Genomic DNA, 24,304 nt, shown 5'->3' on the forward strand with positions numbered 1-24,304 from the left:
CCTCTACCCTTCAACGTTGGCGATGCGCGGCGGCGGACAGGACCGCCGCCGCGCCCCGTCCTACTTGGCCTGCTTTTTGGCCGCCTCTTCGAACTGCTTTTCGATCGCGCGATCCACTTCCTCCTGGACCTGGTCCACGCTGAACGTGGCAGGCCGCTGGCTGGGCGGATACTCGATGAACGTCTTGAGGAACTCCCCGGCCTTCATCGACGCGATGAGCGGCAGGTAATCGTTCTTCACGAGCCAGTCGTAATACTGGTTGGAGACGACATCCGCGCGTTCATAGGGGTCCATGCGCAGGTTGAAGAGCTTGGGCACACGCAGGCACACGAACGGGTCTTTCCACACCGCGAACCCGCCGGGCGCCTGCTGCTCGCAAAAGACCGCCTTCCAGTCCTGATACCGCATCGCGACCAACATGCCGTCGTCGTTGAAGTAAAAGAAGTCTTCCCGCGCGCTTTCGGGCGCCTTGCCTGTCAGGTAATCAAGCTGGTTGTAGCCGTCGAGGTGCACCTTGTAGCTCCGGCCGGCCCCGTCGGGAGTCCAGCCTTTCAGCAGGCGCTGTTTGACGTCCTGGTCCCCGACTGCCGCGAGCAGCGTGGGAAACCAGTCGAGCCCCGACACAATGCCCGTCTTGACTTCGCCGGCGGGAATGTGACCCGGCCAACGTATCATCGCGGGCACCCGGTACGCTCCTTCCCAGTTCGAGTTCTTCTCGTTGCGGAACGGCGTCGTGGCAGCGTCCGGCCAACTGAACTGATTGGGTCCGTTGTCGGTGGTGTAGATCACGATGGTGTTGTCCGCGATCCCCAGGTCGTCGAGCTTTTTCAGCAGCTTGCCCACGTCCTGGTCATGCTCCCACATGCCGTCGGCATAGTCGTTGCCGGGCATGCCGCTCTTGCCTCGATGCTCCGGGCGGATATGGGTGTAGACGTGCATGCGGGTCGTGTTCATCCAGAGGAAGAACGGCTTCTCGGCCTTGCCGTGCTTGTCCAGGTAGTCCAGCGCCGCACCCACGGTCTCATCGTCGATGGTTTCCATGCGTTTGGCGGTGAGCGCGCCGGTATCCTCGATCTTCCCGTCGGCACTGGCCTTGATGACCCCGCGCGGCTGATAGCTCTTGATGATGGGGTCGTTGGAGTTCTTGGGCCAATACGGGCGCTCGGGCTCTTCCTCGGCATTCAGGTGATAGAGATTGCCGAAGAATTGATCGAAGCCGTGCTTGGTGGGCAGAAACTCGTCCCGGTCGCCCAGGTGATTCTTGCCGAACTGCGCGGTGGCGTAGCCGTGGGATTTCAGCGCCTGTGCGATCGTGATGTCACGATCCTGCAGGCCGACCGGCGCGCCGGGCATACCCACCTTGGAAAGTCCCGTGCGACGCGCGACCTGACCGGTGATGAACGTCGAGCGGCCTGCCGTGCAACTGTTCTCGGCATAGTAGTCCGTGAAGATCAGCCCTTCCTTGGCGATGCGGTCGATATTAGGCGTGGTGTAACCGACCACGCCCTTGCCATAGGCGCTGATGTTCGTCTGACCGACATCATCGCCGAATATGACGAGTATGTTGGGCTTCTTGCCGGACTCCTGGGCCTTGGGCGGCGCGCTCTGGGCATAGACCCCGCCCGCCAGCGCGAGGCTGCTGGCGACCATCAAGGCCGCTCCCCACCATCGTCTTGCTTTCATCGCTGCTCTCCTTGCCCGCGCACGGGCACCTAGTCAACAGAAACAATCAAGGTTTTTCAGACGGGTAGATTCGCTTCCACTCCTTTTCCATATCAACAATCGTCCAACCCTGGACGCGCGCTGCGTCCAGGGCCTTGTCAAGGCGGCCGACGTGGGATTGGCGGTCATACGCCCATTCGCGCTTGGCGTCGGTGTGATGGACCAGGCCGGCAAAGCGCTTGCCGGGGCCGGCCATGGTCCACTGGAGCATCTGCAGATCGCCGTCCGAGTTGCCGAACGCCAGGATCGGCCGGCGTCCGATCTGGCGCTGGATCGCCACCGGCTTGCCGGGGCCGTCGTCGTTGAACTCCAGCTTGGGCTGGCGCATGAGCTGGAACGTGGCCCCGTCGGACACGAAATCGGTAGCGAGAACGGTGCCGATGACCTGTTCCGGCGGGATGCCGTACGCCGCCTGCGTCCAAGGACGCATGAACTCGGTCTCGCCGCCGGAGACGATGTACGTCTTGAAATCGCGGGCGCGCAGGTAGTCCAGCAGCTCCCGCATCGGCAGGTAGGTCATGCTGCTGTAGAGCATGCCGGTCTGGGGATGGTGCGCGGTCTGCCGCCAGCGATCGACGCGCTGGCTGAACTGGTCGACGCTCATGCCGGTGTGGGTGGCAACGATGATCTCCATCATGCCGTGCGAGCCCGACTTGGCGAGCGCGGCCTGGTCGTTCTGCAACGCGGCCTTGAACGGCTGGCGCACCTGCCATTCGGGATGGGAAGGTGCCTGCGCGCGAACCTCGTCCAATGCGAACAGCACCTCGAAGTACAGAGGCTGTTCGCTCCAGAGCGTGCCGTCGTTGTCGAAGACGGCGATGCGGGCTTCCGGCGCCACGAAATCCGGACTGCCCGGCTGTGTCACGGCCTTCACGAATTCGACAATGGCGTCGCGCGAGGGGCCGTCCGCCCAGGAAGGCAGGTCGGCATGCGTATGGGATTGCGGCGCCGCGCAGCCGGCCAGCAGGCACAGCGCCAGCAGCCACATCATTGCGAGCCAGCGCCGCACCGGTTCGAGTTCATTGAAACGCCGCATCAGCTTCTCCCCGTGCGCGGATCGCGCCCTTGGTTCACAGGATTGAGTTCCACAGGCAAGGCGTGGCGGGCCGGCGTGGACCGGCGCCAGGCTTTGCGCCATGCGCGGCTGCGGGAGGCCAGGCGAGCCCGCCAGCCGTCCCCGCCTGCGCCCGTTCCGTACACCTGGCGCAGCGTGGCTTGCGCAAACTCGCGGTCCCGCTCGTTCATCGGGGCCAGCGCCGCCCGCAGCGCCACCGCGCCGCCGCTGCGCCGCATCCAGCGGTAGAAATCGCTCAGCACGGGGCGCGACGCGCGCGCCTCGCGGCGCCAGGCCCGCCAATAGCAGGGTTCGCTTGCCCGCCAGCGTTGCCTGCCGCGCTGGACGGCGGCGCCCAGGGCCAGCGCCAGCCGTTTCCACCAGGACCAGCCCAGCCACAGCGCCAGTCCCACGGCGGCCAGGCCGGCCAGCACGGGCATCGCCCACGCTGGCAGCGCCCAGCGGGCGCCGTGGCGCAGCTTGGCAAGGTCCTCGCTCAGCGAGAAAGGCGGCGGGGCCGCGGGCGCGGCGGCAACGTCCACCTGGCGGCCGGGCAAGGTCTGGCTTTGCGCCGCGCCGCTGCGTCCGTCGGTCCAGTGCAATGTCAGCGGCGGCAACGCGAAGCTGCCCGCCTCCTGCGCCACATAGTCGGCCCGGTCGATCCGTTGCGCGCCGACGAAGCCGCCGCGTCCGTCCGTCAGCGTGATGACCTCGGGCTCGCGCGGATAGCGCTTGAAATGCGCCACGTCCGCCAACGGAGCAGGCGGCAGCAGCATGGGCTGCACGCCGTCGGCGCGCTGCGTGACGCTGCGGGTAATGCGGCCGCACTGGACGAGGGGATCGGGGGCCAGCGCAAAGGACTGCGTCACGGTCAGTTCCCCGACGACCTTGTCCGGCCGGGCTTCGCCCGAAATCGCGATGGACAGCGGCGCGCTCTCGGCCGTGATGGCGGCGCCGCCCGGGCCCAGGTGGGCCGATACGCGCAAGGCAGGTATGTGCAGGGTGCCGGCGGACTGCGCGCTGAGCAGGTAGGTGTAGCGCAAGCCGTTCAGGGCCACGCCGTCCCGCTCGTCGCGCACCAGTTCGCCCTGGCCTGACGGCGGGGTCACCATGACGCCGGGCAGCTCCAGTTTCGGCAACTGGGGCGGTTGGGTGAACCAGGTGCTGGTCATGACTTCGAGATGCAGTTCGACCGTGGCGCCTGTCAGGCCCTGGGCGGGCGCCTGGGCGGTCACACGCAGAACCGCCGTGTCCTGCGCGTGCAGCGGAAGCGGCAGCGCGATTCCCAGCACCAGCGCCAGCGCCACCGCCAACACCAGTGCCATCGACGCCGCCATCTCCGGCAGCAGGCCGCATCGGCAGGCCCGGCGCATCATGGCTGCCCCCCCGCGTCCTGGACCGCGAACTTGCCGCGCAGAAAGCGCGCGGGCGACAGGCTCAGCGTGCGCAGCCAGATGTCCTCCGATGCCGCCTGCTGGACCTGCACGGTGGCAAGTTGGCCTGCCTGGGCGGTCTTGTCGGCGATGGTCTGGTCGGGGGGCTCGGCCTGGTCGCCCTGCTGCTCCTCGCTCATCGCCGCGAGCAGGCGCGCCACGATGCCGCGGTTCTCCACCGCTGCCGGCCACCCGGGCCGAAGCGCCAGCGCCCGGTCGTAGGCCGCCAGCGCCGCGTCATACCGGCGCAGCCGCACCTGCGTGTTGCCAACATAGAAATACGCCTCGGGCGTGGTCTGCTGCGAGAAGGCCGCCAGGGCGGCGGCATAATCGCCGGCCGCATAGGCCGCGCGCCCTTTCCAATAAGGATTCTGGAAATGCCCGGCGGCGGCGCCGAAGTCGCCGCGGTCGAACGCCAGGCGGCCCTGCTGGTCGGGCGTGAGGAACGCGTCGGCCAGCCCGTTGGCGTGGACCTGCGGCGGCGCCGCAAAGGCAAACACGCCCGCCAGCACGCAGGCCTGCCACGGCACCCGCCAGCCGCGCCGCACGGCCAGCAGCGCGAGCAAGGCCAAGGGCCAGCACAGCCAATATCCCGCGTCTTTCCAGTGGGACGGACCGGCGCCGGCGTCCTGCACGGACTGGAAGTGCTGTTGCGCGTGCAAGGTGATCCAGTCCAGATCGTCCGGGGTGGCGGTCAGGCTGCCCAGCGGCGCATCGGCGGCACGGGCCAGGTCGCGCAAGGCCGCCTCGTCGATGCCTCCCTGCGAGTCGGCCCTGCCCACCGCCATGACGAGAATCTGCAGATTGCCGGCGGCCTGCGCCTGCCGGCGGACCGGGTCGGCGGCGGACGCGCCGTCGGTCATCAGGAGCAACGTGCCGCCGGCGCGTTCGGTCGCCAGCACCTGCGCCGCCAGCGCGATGGCGCCCGGCACGTCGCGCCCGTCCCGTTCGATGAGGTCGGTGGACAGCGCCTGGATAAACAGGTCCAGCAGTTCCCGGTCGTCGGTGGGCGGGAGCACCAGGTGGCTGCTGCCGGCGTAGGCGATAAGGCCGGTCTTGGCGCCCGCCCGCCTGGCCGCCAGGTCGCGCAGCGTTTGCTTGGCGGCTTCCAGCCGCGAGGGGGGCACATCCGTGGCGTCCATCGTCGCCGACAGGTCGACCGCGGCGACCAGCGGCGCCACGTTGTCGAGGAAGTCGGGTTCGTCCCGTTGCCAGGCGGGTCCCGCCGCGGCCACCGACCCCAGCGCCAGCATCGCCGCCACCAGGTCCAGCGGCCGAGGACCGCGCGATCCGGCCGACCGCACGGTCAGATAGGGCAACAGATGGGGCGCGATTCCGCTGTCCCCGACCCCGCCCCGGTGCGCGCGGCCGGCCGCCCACAGCGCGATGGCCAGCGCAATGCCCAGCAGGAACCATGGCCGCAGGAAGTGAAAGGCGCTCAGGTCCACGATGCGCTCCCCCTGTCCTTGCCCGCGCCGACGTGCATTCGCAGGGCCGCGACGGCGTGCCAGAGCGCCAGCAAGGCCAGCGCCGCGGCCAGAGGCGCCCAGAAGTACTCGTGCTTGGGCTGATGCCGCAGCGTGTTCACCTCTTGCGGCGTCAGGCGATCCAGTTCGGCGTAGACCTCTTGCAGCGCGGTCAGGTCGCCGGCGCGGAAGAACCGCCCGCCCGTCGCGTTGGCAATGGCCTGCAGCGCATCGAAGTCCACCCGGTCCTCGCCGCTGGCCTGGGGATCGCCGATGCCTATCGTATGCACGACGATGTGGTGCGAGGCGGCAAGCCGGGCCGCGCGCGGCGGCGGCACCGCGCTGGCGGTATCGTTGCCGTCGGTCAGCAGGATCATGACCTTGTCGCGCTCCCGGGCCGCGTCCAGCATGCGGATGCCCAGCCCGATCGCGTCGCCGATGGCGGTATTCGGCCCGGCCATGCCGACGGCGGTCTGGTCCAGCAGCAGGCTCAGGGTTGCATGGTCGCGGGTCAGCGGCGCCTGGGGATAGGCCCCCGTGCCGAACACGATCAGCCCCAGCCGGTCGTCGCCGCGTTTGGCGATGAAATCCGACACCACGTCCCTGACTGCCTGCCAGCGCGTGGCCGGCCTGCCCTGGGCATCCTGGAAATCGGCGCTATCCATGGATTGCGAGATGTCCACCGCCAGCAGGATGTCGCGCACCGGTTCGGTATGGGTCAGGGGCGGCTCGACCCATTGCGGGCGGGCAATCGCTAACAGCAACAGCAGCCACACCGCCACGTTCAGCCATAGCTGCCCCGCGCCGGCCGCCACGCCGGGGCGCGTGGGCGACTTGCCCGTCAGCCTTGCCATGGTGTCGAAGAACGGCGTGCGCAGTGCGCTGCGAGCCTGCACATAAGGCGGCAGCCAGCGATAGGCGGCCCAGGCGAGCGGCGCCGCCGCCAGCAGCCAGGGATACTCAAGCCGCCACATGATGACGCTCCATCCAGTGCCGGGCCGCCGCCAGCAGCCGGCGCACCTCTGCCGGATCCAGGGTGCGCACGGCCGCGTCCGGCCCATAGGCCAGCGTCGCCAGCAGACGCGCGCCATCGCCGGGCAGCGGCGGGCCGTTGCGGGCCAGCCATGCCGCCCAGGCCTCGCCCGTCAGGGGCGCGGCCTTGCCCCCGGGCGCTTGCGCGGCCAGCGCGGTGCGCTTGAGGAGCGCGGGCAGGCCGCGCGCCGCCAGCGGATCGGACGCGGCGGCGGCCTCGATCTGTCCCAACTCGGAAAGCGCCTTGCGCCGGTAGCGGTTCCTGCGCCAGCGCCGCAACCCGCGCAGCGCCAGTCCTCCCGCCACCACCGCCAACAGCAAGGCCAGCACCGCCCAGCCCCATGTCTGCGGCCAATAGGAAACCGGCGCGGGCAAAGGCAGCTCGCGCAACTGATCCAGGCCGGGCAGTTCGGCGTTCATGGCCGCCCTCCTGTGGCCCGCCGGCCCAGCTCGCTGCGCAACTGCGTGGCCTCGTCCTGCGCGGTGTCGATGGTAAGCAAGGGCACGCGGCTGCGGCGCAGCAGCTCGGCCACCTCGCGCAAACGGCCGCTGAAGAAGTTTGCCAGCGGCTGGCGTTCGCGCTGACTTCCCACGGCGATTTCCAGGTGCAGCTCGCCCTGGGTCACCAGCAAATGGCCGCGGGCCGGAATGTTCTGCGCCATCGGGTCGAAGATCAGCGCCGCGACCACGTCGTTGTGCGCCGCCAGCAGACGCAGGCTGCGCAAGGTGTCGTCGTCGGCGCCAGAGAAGTCGCTGACGATGCAGACCAGGCTATCGTGCGGCGCCTGCGCCAGGGCCGCGCGCAGCGCCGCGTTCAGGCCCCCCGTCCGGGGGCGGTCAGGACGCTCGGCCGACAGGCCCTGGTTGGCCCGGACCACTTCCGCCAGGAACGTGCGCACGCGGTCCCGGCTGCGCAGGGGTTTGATGCTGCGCTGGCCGTCATCGTCGAAGACGATGCCGCCGACGCGGTCACCGGCCCGCAACGCCATCCAGGCCGCCATCGCGGCTACTCGCGCGGCGACGGCACACTTGAAGGCCCGCACCGATCCGAAATACATGCTCATGCGCTGGTCCGCCAGCACCAGCGTGGGGCGGTCGCGCTCCTCGGTGTAGGCGCGCACATAGGGTTTGCCGTAGCGCAGCGAGGCCCGCAGGTCCAGTTGGCGCAGGTCGTCGCCGGCCACATAGCGGCGCAGCTCGGCAAAGTCCAGCCCTCGGCCGCGCAGCCGCGAGCCATGCAGACCGGCCAGCACGCTGCCCAGCGGCTGGGCCGCATGAAAGGACAGCCCGGCGATCGCCCCTTCCAGGGCGACGAGCTCGTGCAGCGGCGGATGGACGGGGTGCGATTCCACGTTGGCGTCCCTTGGGCGGGTCCCTAGGCGGGCACCGCGACCGTGTCCAGCAGACGGTCGATCGCCGCGCCGGGGGTCACGCCATCGGCCACCGCGTCGTAAGACAGATGCAGGCGATGGCACAGCACCGCGTGGGCCACCTCGCGCACGTCGTCGGGCGAGCTGAAGTCCGCGCCCGACAACCAGGCGTGCGCGCGCGCGGCGCGGTCCAGCGCGATGGCGCCGCGCGGACTGGCGCCCACCTGGATCCAGCGCGCCAGCTCGGGGTCGCCCGGACGCCGCGTGTTGTTGACCAGGTCGACGATGTAGCGGTCGGTCGCCGCCGACACGTGGACGGCCGCGGCGTCGGCCCGGCAGGCGAACAGATCTTCCTGGGACAGGCGCGTCGGCGCCGCCTTCGCCTCGCGCGGCTGGCGCAGCAGCGCGAGCATCGCCGCCTCGTCGTCGGCCGCCGGATAATCGAAGCTGATCTTCATCAGGAATCGGTCCATCTGTGCCTCGGGCAAGGGATAGGTGCCCTCCTGCTCGATCGGGTTCTGCGTGGCCAGCACCATGAACAGCGGCGGCATGGCGCGCGTTTCGCCGCCGACCGTGATCTGCCGTTCCTCCATGGCTTCCAGCAGGGCCGACTGGACCTTGGCGGGCGCCCGGTTCACCTCGTCGGCCAGGATGAGATTGCCGAACAGCGGGCCCGGCTGGAAGGCGACCTCGTGCCGCCCTTGCGCGTCCTGCTGCAGGACGTCCGCGCCGGTGATATCCGACGGCAGCAAGTCCGGCGTGAACTGGATGCGGCGCATCTCGGCCGCAAGGTGCTCGGCCAGCGCCTTGACCGACCGCGTCTTGGCCAGGCCAGGCAAGCTTTCAAGGAGGACGTGGCCGTCCGCCAGCAGCGCCAGGATGATCTTGCGGATTACGGGCGCCTGCCCAAGCACTTCCCGGGACACGGCCTGTTCAAGCGCCAGAATGCCGTCACGATTCGCCATGCCTCTTCCCCCCCACCAGGATAGGCCGCTCGCAAGGAGCGGATGATCAACGGCTGGCGATGCTGCCCTGCCGGGTCTTGGCCAGCTTCCATTGGTCCGGCGTCATGACGGTGCGAAAGCCCAGGTGCGACATGGGGTTGAGCGGGTCGGTGCCGCGCCGGGCGCTGGCGCGGTAGCTGATGCAATAGGTATCGCTGCAGAGAAACGAGCCGCCGCGGGTCACGCGCTTGGGCGCCGCGGCCGGCACGCTGCGATCGTCGGGGTCGAAGCTGTCGGCAGGTCCCGCAGGGTCCTGCGGGGGCTGGCGGAATTGCGCCTGCACCTGGAAGGCGTCCGCGCGATACCAATCGGCCGTCCATTGCCAGACATTCCCGGCCATGTCGTACAGACCGTATCCATTGGGCGCATAGCTGCCGACCGGCGTCGTGCCCACTTGCACCTTCTCATCCTTGACCACGGGAAACGGTTGCTGCTGCCGGGTGTCCCAGATGTTGGCCATGGCCTTGCCGTCGGGCTGCAGTTCATTGCCCCAGCTATAGGTCGCCTGTTCCAGCCCGCCTCGCGCGGCGAACTCCCATTCGGCCTCGGTCGGCAGACGTTTGCCGGCCCATTTGGCGTAGGCCTGCGCGTCTTCGTACGACACTTGCACGACCGGGTGTTCATCCTTGCCGTCGATATTGCTGCCCGGCCCCAGCGGATGACGCCAGTTGGCCCCGGGCACGAAGCGCCACCATTGCGAGAAGTCGCGCAGCGAGACTTCGGTTTCGGTGCCGATGAAGACCATGCCGCCCGGCACCAGCGCGCTGTCGTCCGGGCGCGGCGTGCCGGGCGGCAACTGCGGACGCAGGTCTTCCCAACGCGGTTTTTGCTCTGCGGTGGTGACGTAGCCGGTGGCGTCGACGAAACGGCGGAATTGCGCATTGGTGACGTCGTTAACGTCCATCCAGAAGCCGCTTACCCGCACCTTGTGCGCGGGACGTTCGTTGGGCTGCGACATCTGATGGTCGTTGCCCATCAGGAATTCGTTCCCGGGGATCCAGGCCATGCCTGCCGGGCCGCTTTTGCCGTCGCCCAACTTGGCGACAGTGGCTTGGGGTGTGGTGAAGGTTCCCGCCACATAGGCGCCGATTGCGGCCGAAGCCCCAAGAACCGCCGCCACGGTCAATCCGATCTTCAGCTTCTGTCTCACGTTCGTTCTCCGACATGGGGGGCAAGGCGGACGATGGTGTGTCAGGAATTGAGAAGTCTCTTATTGCGCTGAATCAAAAATAGTTCCTGATTGGGCCAGGCGCTATCCGAAATGCGAAAACCGGGGGAAAGTTTTTTCATGCGGCGTCGATGCACCATCGATACGCCATCGGTGCGCGACCGATGTGCCCACAGCCGTAGGACGTCATGCCCTGCCCCGCGCAAACCAGCCTAGGGAAATCCCGGGGCTATTCCGCGCCAAATCCTTCCCCTAGAATTCGCCTTGTCCTCTTCCCCGAGGACCGGCCGGGCAAGTTCCAAAGGCGCAACTTCCCACCAGGCCGCTCAGTTTTTCTCGTCGACAACGGCGTCGACATCCAGCCGACTTCTCGGCACATCCAAACACCTACACACGTCTACGCGACTTTCGGCGTTGGCCCCTGCTCGTCCCTGTCTTTTGCGCCGGGCGTGGGTCCGTGCGCGCCGCAAGCGCTCAAGGGGCCTACCAACATGAGCATGAACCGCCGTCAGTTCCTCTCGTCCACCGCTGCTACCGCCGCGTCCGCCACCCTGATGGGGCTCACGGGCACGCGCGCGTTTGCGGCCGGCGAGGAAAAAATCAATGTCGCCGCCATCTACGATCTGTCGGGCGGCCTGGACATCTACGGCAAGCCGGTGATGGACGCGCTGCGGTTTGCGGCCGAAGAGATCAACGCCAAGGGCGGCCTCTTGGGCAAGCAGCTCAACTTCATTGCCTACGATGCGCAGTCGAACATGCAGCTGTATGCCCAGTTCGCGCAGCAGGCCGCGCTGCGCGACAAGGCGGCCGTGGTGCACGCGGGCATTACGTCGGCTTCGCGCGAGGTCGTGCGCCCGGTGCTGAACCGCTATCGCACGCTGTACTTCTACGACAACCAGTACGAAGGCGGCGTGTGCGACCGCAACTACTTCGCCGCCGGCGTCACGCCCGCGCAGACCGTGCAGAAGCTTGCGCCCCACGCGGTCAAGAAATGGGGCAAGAAGGTCTACATCGTGGCGGCCGACTACAACTACGGCCAGATCGTGTCCAACTGGGTGCGCAAGTACGCCGCCGACGTGGGGGGCAAGACCGTGGCGACCGAGTTCTTCCCGCTGGACGTCACCGACTTCGGCGCGGCGATTTCGAAGATCCAGGCGGCTTCGCCGGATTTCATCTGGTCGGCGCTGGTGGGCGGTGCGCACATGTCGTTCTATCGCCAATGGAAGGCCACCGGCATGACGGGCAAGATCCCGCTCGCCTCGACCACCTTCGCCGGCGGCAACGAGCACATCGTGCTGTCGCCCGAGGAATGCAATGGCTTCCTGGTCTGCCAGAACTATCTGCAAGAGCTGCCCGGCGCGGTCAACGCCGACTTCGTCAAACGCTTTCATGCCCGCTACGGCGCCGATTATCCCTACATCACGGAACTGGCCATGGGCGCCTACCAGGGCTTCATGCTCTGGGCCGAAGGCGTGCGCAAGGCCGGCTCGGTGGACCGGATGAAGGTTATCGAAGCGCTGGAATCCGGCATTGCCATCGATGCCCCCAGCGGCCGCGTGACGCTGGATCCGGCAACCCACCACTGCACCCTGGACGTGCACATTGCCGAGGTGCGTGACCGCAAGCTCAATCTGGTGGAGAGCTTTCCCCAGCAGCAGCCCGGCGACACGGCCGCCGTCTGCGACCTGATCAAGAACCCGGCGGACAACCGTCAGTACGCCATCAAGTTCTGAGCGATCCATGGATATCGTTGTCATCTATGCCATCGATATCCTGGGTGCGATCGCCATCCTGGCGCTCTTGAGCGTCGGGTTGGCGGTGGTATTCGGGATGATGAAGATCATCAACCTCGCGCATGGCGAGTTCATGATGCTGGGCGGCTATGTCGCCATCCTGGCCACCAATCAATGGGGCGTGCCGATCTGGATTTCCATGCTGGTGCTGGCGCCGCTGGCCGTCGGCCTGTTTGGGGTGCTGGTTGAACACCTGCTGGTGCGTCACCTCTACGGGCGCATGATAGACACCATGCTCGCCACATGGGGGTTGTCGCTGGCGGTGATCGGCCTGGCCACCATGGTCTTCGGCAACACCACCGTGGGGATCTCTTCGCCCTTGGGCGGCGTTGCCATCGGCACGCGCCAGGCCAGCGGCTACACCCTCTTCCTGATCGCGTTGGCCGCGGGCGTCATGGTGGCGCTGTGGTGCTTGCTGCGCTTTACCGACTTCGGCCTGCGTGCCCGCGCCTGCATGCAGAACGCGGCCATGGCCAACGCCCTGGGCATGAACCCCAATGGCGTCTACAAGCTGACGTTCGGACTGGGCGCAGCCTTGTCCGGCATGGCCGGGGCCGTGCTGGCGCCGCTGACCGGCGTCATTCCGACCATCGGCGCGGCCTATATCGCCAAGGCCTTCATCACGGTGATCAGCGGCGGCAGCGCGGTCATCGCCGGCACGGTAAGTGCCTCGGGCTTCTTCGGCGCCATCAGCCAGGGCGTGACGTTTCTGGCCACGCCCGTCTACGGCCAGGTGGCGCTGCTGCTGGCCGCCATCGTGCTGATCCGTCTGCTGCCGCAAGGCATCACCGGCCGATTCTTCAAGCGAGCAATCTGATGCGTGTACCCGTGATTTCTCTAGGGCTGGGCGCCGTGGCCATCGCGGCCGCGGTGTTCCTGCCCACCGTCGTCGATATGTTCAGCCTGCTGTCCATGACCGTCTACCTGGTCATGGCCCTGCTGGCCCTGAGCCTGGCTTTTGTCTGGGGGCATGGCGGCATCCTGTGCTTTGGACAGGCGGCCTTCTTTGGCCTGGGCGCCTATGCCTGGGCGGTCGGCGCCTTCAACTTCGGGCCGGGCCTGGGGGCCATGGCGCTGGCTGTCGCCGTGCCGGCGGCCTTTGCCGCCCTGCTCGGCTATTTCATGTTCTACGGCAAGATCAGCGACGTGTACCTGGGCGTCATCACGCTGGCCGTGACGCTGATCCTCTTTAACCTGATGAATTCCACGTCGGGCGACAGCTATCGCATCGGCGAGGCCCTGCTGGGCGGCTTCAACGGCATTCCGTCGATCCCGCCGCTGACCTTGCCCGGCGCGGCCGAACCGCTGTCGCCCGAGGGCAGCTTCACCCTGGCTGCCCTGCTCCTGATCGCGGCGTATTTCGGCCTGCGCGCCGTCATGGCGTCGCGCTTTGGACGCGTGGTCGCCGCGGTGCGCGAGAACGAACAGCGCGCCCTGCTGCTGGGCTATGACGCCAGCCTGTACAAGCTGGCCGCCTTTACGCTGGGTGGCGCGCTGGCCGGGCTGGCGGGCATGCTGTACGCCAACTGGGGCGCGTTCGTCAGCCCCGGTGTCTTCGGCTTGTCGCAGTCGGCGCAGATCATCATCTGGGTGATTGTCGGCGGACGCGGCACCCTGATCGGGCCCGTCATCGCGTGCGTGGCGCTGCAAGCCATGGTCACGCAACTGGGCGCACAGCACACCGTGGATACGGGCCTCGTGCTCGGGGTGATCCTCATCTTGTTTGTGCTGTTGATCCCCCGGGGCCTCGCGCCGACGGTGGCCGACGCCGCCCGCCGTCTGGTGCGCTCGCCGAAGGAGCAGGCATGAGTACGCTTTTGTTGGAAACCCAGGGCCTGGGCGTGAGTTTTGGCGGCGTGCACGCGGTGCGTGAAGTCGATTTCCGCCTGGAACGGGGCGAGGTGCGCTGCCTGATCGGTCCCAACGGCGCCGGAAAGAGCACGTTCTTCAAGATGCTGTCGGGACAGTTGCGCCCGACCCGCGGCGAGATCCGCTTCAAGGGCCAGCCTCTGCGCGGCCTGGCCACGCACGAAGTGGCGCGGCTGGGCATCGGCATCAAGACCCAGGTGCCCAGCGTCTTCGAAGGCCTGGACGTGCGCGAGAACCTGCGGCTGGCGGCCGCGCGGCGCGCCGAGGGCGCGCCGGCCGGGATCGCCGCGCAAGTGCTGGCAGAGATCGGCCTGCAGGCGCAGGCCGCCACGCCCGTCAACGCGCTGGCCCACGGTCAACGCCAGTGGGTCGAGCTGGGCATGATCCTGGCATCGCGGCCCGAACTGGTCCTGCTGGACGAACCGGCGGCCGGCATGACGCACCAGGAAGTGCGCAGGACCGCCGAGGTGATCGCGGCCATCAACCGCCACAGCACGGTCGTCGTGGTCGAGCATGACATGGCCTTCATCCGCCTGATCGCGGGCCGCATCACCGTTTTCAACCAGGGCGAAGTGCTGGCGGAAGGCAGTTTCGACGACATCATGGCGCACGCAGGCGTGCGCGCCGCCTATCTGGGCAAGCAAGGAGAAACGCATGCTCCACGCGCATGAATTGAAGGCCGGCTATGGCCGCATCCCGGTGCTGCATGGCGTCAGTTTCCAGATGGCCGCCGGAGAATTCACCGGCATCCTGGGCCGCAACGGCATGGGCAAGACCACGCTGCTGCGCGCGCTGATGGGCGAACTGCCGCTCACCGGCGGCGAGCTGACGCTGGGCGAACGAAAGATAGGCGCGCTGGCGCCGCACGCGCGGGCCCGCCAGGGCCTGGGCTTCGTGCCCCAGGGGCGGCAGATCTTCCCAGCGCTGAGCGTGGCCGAGAACCTGCGCATGGGCTGCGTGAAGAATCTGCGCGAGGCCGACGCCCGGATCGCTTCGGTGCTGACGGTTTTTCCGCGCCTGCAGCGCCTGCTGGACCGCCCGGGCGGCAGCCTGTCGGGCGGCGAGCAGCAACTGCTGGCGCTGGCCCGCTGCCTGTGCGGCGAGCCCCGGCTCATGCTGCTGGACGAACCCACCGAAGGCATCCAGCCCTCGATCTGCGATGAAATCGTCGAGGCCTTGCAGACCCTGCGCGCCTCGCATGGCATTGCCATCCTGCTGGTCGAACAGGACATCGATTTTCTGTGCGCGTTGTCCGACCGAATCCTGGTGCTGGAAAAAGGCGAGCTGATCGCCGACGTTCCCACCGCCACCACCACTCCCCAAGAGATCGCCCGGCGTTTCGGCGGTCTGCAATCCTGATACGGAATCCGAGATGTCCCTTCCCCGTCCCACTCTGGAAGCGCTGGACCAGGCCGCGCGCCGCATCGGCCTGAATCTAGACGACGCGACGCTGCGCGCCTACGACCGCATTCTGGAGGCCACGTTTGCCGACTATGACCAGGTCGATGCCTTGATCGACCAGCCCCCGGTCGTGCGCTATCCGCGCACGCCGGGCGAGCAGCCCGAAGACAACCCGCTCAACGCCTGGTATGTGCGCACCGACATCGATGGCCGCCCCGGCGGCCCGCTGGCGGGCAAGCGCGTGGTGCTCAAGGACAACGTGTGCCTGGCCGGCGTGCCCATGATGAACGGCGCGGCCACGCTGCGCGGCTATGTGCCGGACCAGGACGCGACGGTCGCCACCCGCATCCTGGACGCGGGCGGCCGCATCGTGGGCAAAGCGCACTGCGAGTATTTCTGCGTGTCGGGCAGCAGCCATACCAATGCCGCGGGCCCGGTGCGCAATCCGCGCAACCCCGACCATTCGGCGGGCGGCTCGTCCTCGGGCGCGGCGGCCCTGGTCGGCGCGGGCGAAGCCGACATGGCGATCGGCACCGACCAGGGCGGATCGGTGCGCATTCCCGCCGCGTACTCGGGCATTTACGGCATGAAGCCCACTCATGGCCTCATTCCCTACACCGGCATCATGCCGATTGAAATGACGCTGGACCACGCCGGCATCATGACTGCCACGGTGGCCGACAACGCCTTGCTGCTGGACGCCATCGCGGGCGCCGATGGCCTGGATCCGCGCCAGCAGAACCTGCCGGCCGGGCGCCCCGCCTATTGCGATGCGTTGGGCCAGCCGCTCAAGGGCTTGCGCATCGGGGTGGTGCCCGAAGGCTTTGGCTGGCACAACAGCGAACCCGAGGTCGACGATGGCGTGCGCCGGGCCGCCGCCGAACTGGCCGCGCTGGGCGCCGAGGTCATCGAGCTGCCGGTGCCCCTGCACCGCAAGGGCCACGCGATCTGGACGCCGATTGCCGTCGAAGGCACGACCCAGCAGATGAAGGGCTTCAACTACGGGACCAACTGGAAGGGCCTGTACGTGACCGGCCTGATGCAGGCGCAGCGCCACTGGCGCGACCACGCCGACGAATTCCCCCACGACGTCAAGACCTGCCTGCTGGCCGGCGAGTATTTCTACGCGCGCTACGGCGGCCAGTACTATGGCAAGGCGCAAAACCTCGCGCGGCGCCTGCGCCAGGCCTATGATCAGGCTTTGGCCCGCGTCGACGTGCTGCTGATGCCGACGGTGCCGATGCGCGCGCCGCGCCTCATCGACGCCGGCGCGGCGCCCGACCTCTTCGTGACCCGCGCCCTTGAAATGAACGCCAACACCGCGCCCTTCGACGTCACTGGCCACCCGGCCATTTCCGTGCCCTGCGCCCTGCGCGATGGCCTGCCGGTTGGCATGATGCTGATCGGCCGCCATTTCGACGAATCGACGCTGTACCGCGCCGCCCATGCTTTCGAGCGTTCGCTCGACTGGACGGCGCTGTGAGCCCCGCACATGGCCATCGGGTCGGCCTGCTGTTTTCGCACGAAAGCCTGACGGCGGCCACCGAGGTCACCCAGGAAAACGCTACCCTGCTGGCCATCGACGAGGTCAATGCCGCCGGCGGCATTGCCGGCGTGCCGCTGATCCCGGTGCGTGCCCAGGTCGGCGCGCAGCCGCCCGATTACCGCCAGGCCGCCGAGTGGCTGTGCGACGTGCAGCGCGTGCCGCTGATCTTCGGCACGCATATGTCCAGCACCCGCAAGGCGGTGCTGCCCGTCATCGAAAGCCGCCGCGCGCTGCTGTTCTACGCCACGCTGTACGAAGGCTTCGAGTATTCCCCGAACTGCTTCTACGGCGGCTCGGTGCCCAACCAGAACTCGGTGCAACTGGCCAGCTATGTCATCCGGCACTTTGGCAACCGGGTGTTTTTCATTGGCGGCCAGTATGTCTACCCCCGCGAGTCCAACCGCATCATGCGCGAGCTGTATGAACAGGCGGGCGGCGAGGTGGTCGACGAGGTCTATCTGCCGCTGAACGCCCCGCAGGAGGACGTGACCCAGGTGCTCAAGCGCGCGGTGGCGCTTTGCCCGGACGCCATTTACTCGACGATGGTCGGGCGTGACATCGTCAAGCTGTATCGCGCCTACCGCGAACTGGGCCTGGACCCCGCCCGCATGCCCATCGTCAGCCTCGCCACCAACGAGACCGACGTCGCCGCGCTGACCGCCGAACAGGCCGAAGGGCACATCACGGCCGCGCCGTATTTCGCCACCCTGGACACCGAGCCCAGCCGACGCTTTGCCCAGGCCTATCGCGCCCGCTTCGGTGAAGACAGCCCGATCACGGCCGGCGCCGAGGCCGCGTATTTCCAGGTGCATCTGGTTGCCCTGGCCGCGCGCCAGGCCGGCAGCCTGGCCCCGCCCGATCTGGTGCGGGCGCTGGACGGCGCCCAGTTCGAGGCGCCGCAGGGCCTGGTCACCATAGACGGCGACACGCAGCACACCTCGCTCTGGCCGCGCATCGCCCGCATCAATGCCCAGCGGCAGTTTGAAATCATTTATGCCGCGCGTGCCGCGGTGCGGCCGGTGCCGTACCTGGTGGACCACGCGCTGGACCCTGAGGCCCTGGCGCTACCGTGACTGCTCCCCCGACCCGGCCCGGCCGCAGCATCACGGCGCTGCGTGAACTCAATGGCCTGCGTGTGCTGGTTCTGCACCCGCAAGACGCCGAGTCGCGCCTGTTGATGTCGCACTTGAAGCGCATCGGGTGCGTGCCGACCCAGCAATGGCCACTGCCCGAAAAGCTCGGCGCCGACGCCGACGTGGTGGTCCTGCCCATCGAGGAAGACCAGCGCGACGCGATCCAGAAGCTGGCCGACGGCTTGAACGAGCTGAGCCCGCCGTTGGTCGGCATCGTCGAATACGAAAACCCGGCCACGTTGCAACTGGTGCTGCAAAGCGGCTGCACCGGCGTCATCGAACGCCCCATCCGGCCCTTCGGTCTCCTGACCCAGCTCCTGCTGGCGCGCACCGCCTGGCGTCAGCAGGCCGCCACGCTGGCCCACGTGCGCAAGCTGGAAGACCGTTACGCCGCCGTCAGCAAGGTCGCCACCGCGAAAACCCTGCTGATCGCCCGCGAGGGCATTACCGAACACGAAGCGCACCGCCGTATCCAGGGCCGCGCCATGGCCACGCGCTCCTCGCTGGAAGACGTGGCGCAAACCATCATCAACGAACTCTCCTGATCCCATGTCCGCCTTCTCCTTCCAGACCGTCGCCCACATCCTTGTTGAACCTGGCCTGGCCCGCCGCTTGGGCGCCCCGCTGCGCGAACGTCATGCCGGCGCGCGAGCCGTGCTGGTAACGGACGCCTTCTTGCACCGCAGCGGCGCGCTGGCGCCGGCGCTGGACAGCCTGGCCGACCACGGCTGGCAAACCCTGGTCATCGACGATGTCGTCGCCGACCCGCCCGAATCCGTGGTCCAGGCCGCCGCCGAGCGCGCGCGACAGTTCAATGCCGACGTGGTCATCGGCTTTGGCGGCGGTTCGTCGATGGACGTGGCCAAGCTGGTGGCCGTGCTGTGCAAGAGCGAGCAGCCCCTGTCGGCCATGTACGGCATCAATCAGGTCACCGGCTCGCGCCTGCCGCTGATCCAGGTGCCGACCACGGCCGGCACCGGCTCGGAAGTCACGCCCATTTCCATCGTGACCACGGGCGCCACCACCAAAAGCGGCGTGGTCGCGCCGCAGTTGTACGCCGATGCGGCCTTCCTGGATGCCGAACTGACCGTCGGCCTGCCGTCTTCAGCCACCGCCGCCACCGGCGTGGACGCCATGGTGCATGCCATCGAGGCCTATACCAGCAAGCGCCTGAAGAATCCCCTGTCCGATCATCTGGCCATCCTGGCGCTGAAGCTGCTTTCCGCCAACCTGCTCACGGTCTGCCGCGACGGCGCCAATATGCAGGCCCGTTCGGACATGCTGCTGGGCGCCATGCTGGCGGGCCAGGCCTTCGCCAATGCCCCCGTGGGCGGCGTTCATGCCTTGGCCTATCCGATCGGCGGCATTTTCCATGTGCCGCACGGGTTGTCGAACGCGCTGGTGCTGCCCGCCGTGCTGCACTTCAACGCGCAGGCGGCGGCGCCCCTCTACGCAGAGCTGGGACAGGCCGTGGGCCTGCCGCCCGCCGCCGACGCGGCAGCAGGCGCGGCCGCCTTCATCGCCTTTCTGGAAGACCTGATCCGTCAGGCCGAACTGCCACTGGGCCTGCGCGCCGTCGGCATCGGCGAGGCGGATCTGCCCGGCTTGGCCAGCGCCGCCATGGCCCAGCAGCGCCTGCTGATGAACAATCCGCTGCCGATAGACGAAGCCCAGGCCCTGGAGATCTATCGCGCTGCCTACTGAAGCCGGTCACCCCATCGGCAGCCCGGCGTGTCTCCAGCCTTCGATTCCCCCGGCCAGGTAGAACGCCTCCACCCCGCGCGCCCGCAGCGCCAGTGCGACGCTCTGGCTGACTTCATGGCCATGGACGCAGTAGACGATGGCGGGCTGGCCGCGGGCGATGTCGTGCTGCCATTGCCCGGCCAAGGCAGGATCGCGCCATGGCGCGCCGGGGATCTTGTCCTGCGCGTTGTCGAAGACCGCGCGCCGCCGCACGTCGATGATGGGGGTGTCCGCCTGCCCTGCCGCCTCTGACGGCGACACGCCCAGCGGCGCGCTGGCGGTCTCGATGAGCCGCGCATACTCGGGAGCGATGGTTTCCCAACGAACTTGCGCCAGGCAGGCGTCCACGTAGGTGCTGGCCTGGCCGTCGAAGCCGTCCTGAAATGCTGCGCGGTCTGACATCTCCAGCGCCAGCAGGATCGTGGCGCCGGCCGGCAGTTGGGCGAGGTCGTCCGTCCAATGATTGATCAGCCTGGCCTCGCGCCCGGACCACGACAGGGTCGCCCACCCTGCCCCTTCCCATTTTGATAAGGCCAACGCCGTGAAATCCGCGCGCCAGCCGTCCACCGATCCGAAATCCCGCTCCAGGGCCACCGACAGCCCGCCTTGGGGAATGACGCCATCGCCGCCGAGGTAATTCCTGGTGGCGTCGCTGCGCAGCGGCGTGCCGCGCCGACCGGGAACCTGTACCGGATCCCGCGCCTGTGGTTTGGTCAACGTATTCATGATGACGCTCCTGGGAGGGTTGCGTGGGCGCGGCGGTGCGGGCTCACAGCACAAGTTTCACTACCAGTCCAATGGCAGCGCATGCCCCGATGACTTCGATAACGCCGCGCTTGAACTTGAACAGCGCGATGGCCGCGGCCAGGGCGATCAGCGCCGAGCCCAGGTCGAAGCGCCCTGCCAGGCCGTCGGGCCACAGGACGTGGTAGCCGAAGAACACCGCCAGGTTGAGGATGACGCCCACCACGGCGGCAGTGATGGCCGTGAGCGGCGCGGTGAACTTCAGGTCTTCCTTGGTCGCTTCAACCAGCGGGCCGCCAGCCAGAACGAACAGGAACGACGGCAGGAAGGTGAACCAGGTGACGACAGTGGCAGCCAGCGCGCCGGCCAGGAACAAGGCATCGGGGCCCATGAGCGCCTGGGCGTAGCCGCCGACAAAGCCCACGAAGGCGACCACCATGATGAGCGGCCCGGGCGTGGTTTCTCCCAACGCCAGTCCGTCGATCATCTGAATCGGCGTCAGCCAGGCATACGTGTCGACCGCGCCCTGATAGATATAGGGAAGCACGGCATACGCGCCGCCGAAAGTCAGGAAGGCCGCTTTCGTGAAGAACCAGCCCATCTGTGTGTAGGCGCCCTGCCAGCCATACGTGGCCGTCAGCAAGGCCATGGGCACGGCCCAGAGCAAGGCCCCTGTCGCCAGAATGGCCGCCAGGCGTGTCCAGCGAAAGCGGGCGTGCGCGGGCGTGGGCGTGTCGTCGTCAACCAGCGCGGGACCGAACCCCCGGCCGCCGGCGCCGTGACGCACGCCAGTCCGAAAATGGTCAGGCCAGCGCTTGCCTGCGATGAAGCCGATCAGCGCGGCGGCCGCGACGATCAGCGGAAACGGCACATGCAATGCAAAGATCGCCACGAAGGCGGCGCCCGCGATGCTCCACAGCACCGGGCTCTTGAGCGCGCGCGACCCGATGCGGTGCGCCGCATGCAGGACGATCGCGGTGACTGCCGGCTTGATGCCGTAGAAGATCCCGGCGATGACGGGGACGTCGCCGTGGGCCACGTAGACCCAGGACAAGCCGATCAGGATGAACAGCGAAGGCAGCACGAACAGCGCGCCGGCGACAATGCCGCCCCAGGTGCGGTGCAGCAGCCAGCCGATGTAGGTCGCCAGTTGCTGGGCTTCCGGCCCGGGCAGCAGCATGCAGTAGTTCAGCGCATGCAGAAAGCGGCGTTCGCTGATCCAGCGGCGGCGCTCCACCAGTTCGGTGTGCATGATGGCGATCTGACCGGCTGGTCCGCCAAAGCTGATGAAGCCCAGCTTCAGCCAGAACCAGAAGGCCTGGGCAAAGCTGACGGGCTGCGGTGTTTCCGCGGGCGCGCCGGCGGGCGTGACCGGTGCTGCCAGGGTGTCCTGCGTGCGGGTATTCATGTTGCGGCCTCTTTTCCAAAGCTGGCCGCCAAACCGTCGAAAACACCGCAGGCCAGGGCAAGCAACTGATCGTCGTCGGGGATGGTGTCGCGCAGCCCGGCCAGGACTTGCTCGACCCCCGCCGCCTCGGCGGGTTGGACGCCACCGACATCCAGGTAGTGCACGATGGCGCCCAGGCGTTCGAGCGCGGGGTTGTGCAAGCCAAACGCCGCCAACAGCGTCTCAAACGTCACCAGCGCGCCCACGTGCGAAAACATTGCGCCATCGAAGTCGAAACCCAGCGCATCGCGGGGACAATCGGCCGGTGATGAGAGCCAGAGGATGCGGGCTTCTGGATCGATATGCCGGCGGATCAGCCAGGCGCTGGCCAACCGGTCCACCCAAGGGCGGGCGCGGGTGGCCCAGGTCCGGCCTCGGTAATCGGCCGTGGGCAGACGGGGAACGGCCGTGCTTACCGGATGCGGTTCATCAGGCGACAAGGCGCGACTGGCGCCCTCTTCCAGCGCGGTCAGCGCGGCCTGCGCCTGCCGCTGCGCCTCGCCCGCAAAAAAGTCGATCCCGGAAATCTGCGTGAACCGCTTGCGCAGCTTGCGCGCCTGTTTGAGCGTTTCCATGGCAGTTGCGGTCGTGAGCGCGGCGCGGGCCTGCGCCACTTCCTGCATCAGCTCGGCATAGTCGGCCGAACGGTCGAACAGCGCGCGAAACTCGCCCTCGTCCGCCGGGGAACAGGCGGCCGCCTGCAGCAGAAACACGCTGCCCCCGTTATCGCGCACATCTTGCGCGATGGCCGCCAGATCGCTGTCCTGTTGACCGGGCAACAGGTAGACCCCGTCACGCAACACGGCGGCCCCGCAGGACTTCAGGGCTCGCCAGGCGCGCATGCGGGCGGTGGCGTTTTCAGTAGACAGCGAAAGGATGAGGATTAGCCAGTTCATGAGAAGAGCGTACTGCGTAATTGTTGTGGACGCTACATCTATGTAGAGATTCATACACAAATAAATTGCCAGATTTCAATTGCTTAATAGTTCAATAATCGTTGTATCATCGACTCATGAACGAAGACCAAGCCATCATGGCGCTCGGCGCCCTTGCCCATCCCCAACGATTGCGGACGTTTCGCGCCCTGGTCGTGGCCGGGCCGCCCGGATTGACGCCCAGCGTGCTGGCGGAGCAGCTTGAGGTCGCGCGAAACACGCTGTCCTTCCATTTGAAAGAGCTTGCGCATGCCGGCCTGGTCAGCGTCGAGCAACAAGGACGCAATCTGATTTACCGCGCCGATTTCTCGCGCATGAACGGATTGCTCGGCTATCTCACCGAACACTGCTGCCAGGGCGAATCTTGCGAGGCGTCCGTCCCGGGCGCCTGCACGACCTGCTGATCAGGAGCTTTCCATGAAGCGCTTTCACGTTCACCTGCACGTCGATGACCTCTCCGCGAACATCGGTTTCTACTCCCGGCTGTTCGCCTGCGAGCCGGCCCGCGTCGAATCCGATTACGCAAAGTGGATGCTGGACGATCCACCGGTCAATTTTGCGATCTCGACCCGCGGCAATACCCAGGGCGTCGACCATTTCGGGATACAGGCCGACAGCGCCGACGAGCTGGCCGCGCTGAAGTCCCGGGCCAATGCCGCCGCCCTGTCCCTGCAGGACCAGGGTGAAACGGCCTGCTGCTACGCGCGCAGCGAGAAATACTGGATCACCGACCCCCAGGGGCTGGCGTGGGAACACTTCCACACCCTGGGCACGATTCCCGTCTTTGGCGAATCGCACGGCACGGCTACCGGCCAGCCGCAGACGCCCGCCTGCTGTCCGCCGGCAGCCACTGCCCGAGTCAAAACCCAAGCGCCGGCCCCGGCCGGTTGCTGCGTCCCCAACCCGAATTCCGCTTCCCCCTGCTGCTAGGACCACCCCATGTCGCACTCTCCTTTCAATGTGCTCTTTCTCTGCACCGGCAACTCCGCACGCTCCATCCTGGCCGAAGGGCTGCTCAATGGCCTGGGCGGCGAGCGCTTTCGCGCCTACTCCGCCGGCAGCTCGCCCAAGGGCGAGGTCCATCCGCTGGCCGTCGCCACGCTGGGATCGTATTCGCTGCCCACGGCGGGCTATCGCAGCAAAAGCTGGGACGAGTTCGCGGCGCCCGACGCCCCGAAAATGGACTTCATCATCACGGTGTGCGACAACGCCGCGGGCGAAGTCTGCCCGGTATGGCCCGGCCAGCCCATGACCGCGCATTGGGGCGTGCCGGACCCCGCCGCCCATGAAGGCAGCGAAGAAGAACGCCTCAAGGCCTTTCACGATGCGGCCCGTATGCTCAAGCGGCGCATCGAACTCTTCCTGTCCTTGCCGCTGGACCGCCTGGATGCGCTGTCGCTCCAGCATGAGCTGCGCGGCATCGGCCAATCGGGGGAGTGAATCG

24 protein-coding genes are annotated in these 24,304 nt (G+C 67.6%); 12 read left to right on the forward strand and 12 right to left on the reverse strand.

All coding sequences use genetic code 11. The features are described from left to right. Positions 1–60 precede the first annotated feature (60 nt). The 9 genes from BXA00_RS23735 to BXA00_RS23775 are packed head-to-tail and all read right to left on the reverse strand — an operon-like array spanning position 61 to position 10,231. Positions 61–1,683, reverse strand: coding sequence for an arylsulfatase (locus tag BXA00_RS23735; protein ID WP_076520839.1), 1,623 nt, complete (start codon positions 1,681–1,683; stop codon positions 61–63). A 46-nt stretch (positions 1,684–1,729) separates the two neighbouring features. Beyond that, entirely contained in the window at positions 1,730–2,758 is a 1,029-nt protein-coding gene (locus BXA00_RS23740; protein ID WP_076520840.1) for an HAD family phosphatase, read from the reverse strand. Beyond that, positions 2,758–4,101 (reverse strand): BatD family protein, encoded by a 1,344-nt coding sequence (locus tag BXA00_RS23745; RefSeq protein WP_076522093.1) that lies wholly within the window; start codon positions 4,099–4,101, stop codon positions 2,758–2,760. Before BXA00_RS23745 ends, BXA00_RS23740 begins: the two co-directional genes overlap by 1 nt. 47 nt (positions 4,102–4,148) lie before the next feature. Beyond that, positions 4,149–5,657 (reverse strand): VWA domain-containing protein, encoded by a 1,509-nt coding sequence (locus tag BXA00_RS23750; protein WP_076520841.1) that lies wholly within the window; start codon positions 5,655–5,657, stop codon positions 4,149–4,151. Further along, on the reverse strand, positions 5,648–6,649 hold the full coding sequence (locus BXA00_RS23755) for a VWA domain-containing protein (protein ID WP_076520842.1): 1,002 nt from the start codon (positions 6,647–6,649) through the stop codon (positions 5,648–5,650). Before BXA00_RS23755 ends, BXA00_RS23750 begins: the two co-directional genes overlap by 10 nt. Next, positions 6,636–7,127, reverse strand: coding sequence for a DUF4381 domain-containing protein (locus BXA00_RS23760; protein WP_076520843.1), 492 nt, complete (start codon positions 7,125–7,127; stop codon positions 6,636–6,638). Before BXA00_RS23760 ends, BXA00_RS23755 begins: the two co-directional genes overlap by 14 nt. Next, positions 7,124–8,059, reverse strand: coding sequence for a DUF58 domain-containing protein (locus BXA00_RS23765; protein ID WP_076520844.1), 936 nt, complete (start codon positions 8,057–8,059; stop codon positions 7,124–7,126). Before BXA00_RS23765 ends, BXA00_RS23760 begins: the two co-directional genes overlap by 4 nt. Before the next feature lie 23 nt (positions 8,060–8,082). Next, complete coding sequence (locus BXA00_RS23770) at positions 8,083–9,042, reverse strand: MoxR family ATPase (protein ID WP_076520845.1); 960 nt, start codon at positions 9,040–9,042, stop codon at positions 8,083–8,085. 46 nt (positions 9,043–9,088) lie between these two features. After that, a complete protein-coding gene (locus BXA00_RS23775) occupies positions 9,089–10,231 on the reverse strand; it encodes a formylglycine-generating enzyme family protein (protein ID WP_076520846.1) in 1,143 nt (380 codons plus the stop codon). Between the two features lie 509 nt (positions 10,232–10,740). Here BXA00_RS23775 and BXA00_RS23780 point away from each other — a divergent pair. From BXA00_RS23780 to BXA00_RS23820, 9 genes are read left to right on the forward strand one after another with little or no spacing between them, the layout of a single operon-like run. Continuing rightward, positions 10,741–11,982 (forward strand): ABC transporter substrate-binding protein, encoded by a 1,242-nt coding sequence (locus BXA00_RS23780; RefSeq protein WP_076520847.1) that lies wholly within the window; start codon positions 10,741–10,743, stop codon positions 11,980–11,982. Between the two features lie 7 nt (positions 11,983–11,989). Continuing rightward, complete coding sequence (locus BXA00_RS23785; RefSeq protein ID WP_076520848.1) at positions 11,990–12,859, forward strand: branched-chain amino acid ABC transporter permease; 870 nt, start codon at positions 11,990–11,992, stop codon at positions 12,857–12,859. Continuing rightward, a complete protein-coding gene (locus tag BXA00_RS23790; protein WP_076520849.1) occupies positions 12,859–13,851 on the forward strand; it encodes a branched-chain amino acid ABC transporter permease in 993 nt (330 codons plus the stop codon). Before BXA00_RS23785 ends, BXA00_RS23790 begins: the two co-directional genes overlap by 1 nt. Next, positions 13,848–14,582: an ATP-binding cassette domain-containing protein gene (locus BXA00_RS23795; protein ID WP_076520850.1), complete on the forward strand. Its 735-nt coding sequence runs from the start codon at positions 13,848–13,850 to the stop codon at positions 14,580–14,582. The genes BXA00_RS23790 and BXA00_RS23795 overlap by 4 nt, the downstream gene beginning before the upstream one ends. Continuing rightward, positions 14,566–15,270 carry an ABC transporter ATP-binding protein gene (locus BXA00_RS23800; protein ID WP_076520851.1) on the forward strand — a complete coding sequence of 235 codons (705 nt, stop codon included), beginning with the start codon at positions 14,566–14,568 and terminating at the stop codon, positions 15,268–15,270. Before BXA00_RS23795 ends, BXA00_RS23800 begins: the two co-directional genes overlap by 17 nt. Positions 15,271–15,283: 13 nt before the next feature. Continuing rightward, positions 15,284–16,795 (forward strand): amidase, encoded by a 1,512-nt coding sequence (locus BXA00_RS23805; RefSeq protein ID WP_076520852.1) that lies wholly within the window; start codon positions 15,284–15,286, stop codon positions 16,793–16,795. Continuing rightward, positions 16,792–17,931: a transporter substrate-binding domain-containing protein gene (locus tag BXA00_RS23810; RefSeq protein WP_076520853.1), complete on the forward strand. Its 1,140-nt coding sequence runs from the start codon at positions 16,792–16,794 to the stop codon at positions 17,929–17,931. Before BXA00_RS23805 ends, BXA00_RS23810 begins: the two co-directional genes overlap by 4 nt. After that, entirely contained in the window at positions 17,928–18,536 is a 609-nt protein-coding gene (locus BXA00_RS23815; protein WP_076520854.1) for an ANTAR domain-containing response regulator, read from the forward strand. The genes BXA00_RS23810 and BXA00_RS23815 overlap by 4 nt, the downstream gene beginning before the upstream one ends. A 4-nt stretch (positions 18,537–18,540) precedes the next feature. Continuing rightward, on the forward strand, positions 18,541–19,695 hold the full coding sequence (locus BXA00_RS23820) for an iron-containing alcohol dehydrogenase (RefSeq protein ID WP_076520855.1): 1,155 nt from the start codon (positions 18,541–18,543) through the stop codon (positions 19,693–19,695). Positions 19,696–19,701: 6 nt separating this feature from the next. On the opposite strand, the gene BXA00_RS23825 is transcribed toward BXA00_RS23820, so the two are convergent. Genes BXA00_RS23825 through BXA00_RS23835 form a run of 3 tightly spaced genes read right to left on the reverse strand, consistent with a single transcriptional unit; the run spans position 19,702 to position 22,821 of the window. Then, positions 19,702–20,460 (reverse strand): Fe-Mn family superoxide dismutase, encoded by a 759-nt coding sequence (locus BXA00_RS23825; RefSeq protein WP_076520856.1) that lies wholly within the window; start codon positions 20,458–20,460, stop codon positions 19,702–19,704. A 43-nt stretch (positions 20,461–20,503) separates the two neighbouring features. Next, positions 20,504–21,886, reverse strand: coding sequence for a chromate efflux transporter (gene chrA / locus BXA00_RS23830; protein ID WP_076520857.1), 1,383 nt, complete (start codon positions 21,884–21,886; stop codon positions 20,504–20,506). Beyond that, positions 21,883–22,821, reverse strand: a complete 939-nt coding sequence (locus BXA00_RS23835; RefSeq protein WP_076520858.1) for a chromate resistance protein ChrB domain-containing protein — start codon at positions 22,819–22,821, stop codon at positions 21,883–21,885. The genes chrA and BXA00_RS23835 overlap by 4 nt, the downstream gene beginning before the upstream one ends. Before the next feature lie 116 nt (positions 22,822–22,937). On the opposite strand from BXA00_RS23835, the gene BXA00_RS23840 reads away from it, so the two are divergent. The 3 genes from BXA00_RS23840 to BXA00_RS23850 are packed head-to-tail and all read left to right on the forward strand — an operon-like array spanning position 22,938 to position 24,300. After that, positions 22,938–23,264 (forward strand): helix-turn-helix transcriptional regulator, encoded by a 327-nt coding sequence (locus BXA00_RS23840; protein ID WP_076520859.1) that lies wholly within the window; start codon positions 22,938–22,940, stop codon positions 23,262–23,264. Positions 23,265–23,277: 13 nt separating this feature from the next. Next, the gene (locus tag BXA00_RS23845; protein WP_076520860.1) at positions 23,278–23,790 is read left to right on the forward strand and encodes an ArsI/CadI family heavy metal resistance metalloenzyme; all 513 of its coding nucleotides are present in this window, start codon (positions 23,278–23,280) and stop codon (positions 23,788–23,790) included. 9 nt (positions 23,791–23,799) lie between these two features. Continuing rightward, a complete protein-coding gene (locus tag BXA00_RS23850) occupies positions 23,800–24,300 on the forward strand; it encodes an arsenate reductase ArsC (protein ID WP_076520861.1) in 501 nt (166 codons plus the stop codon). Positions 24,301–24,304: the final 4 nt, after the last annotated feature.

It is taken from the genome of Achromobacter sp. MFA1 R4 (assembly GCF_900156745.1).
Lineage (GTDB): Bacteria > Pseudomonadota > Gammaproteobacteria > Burkholderiales > Burkholderiaceae_B > Achromobacter.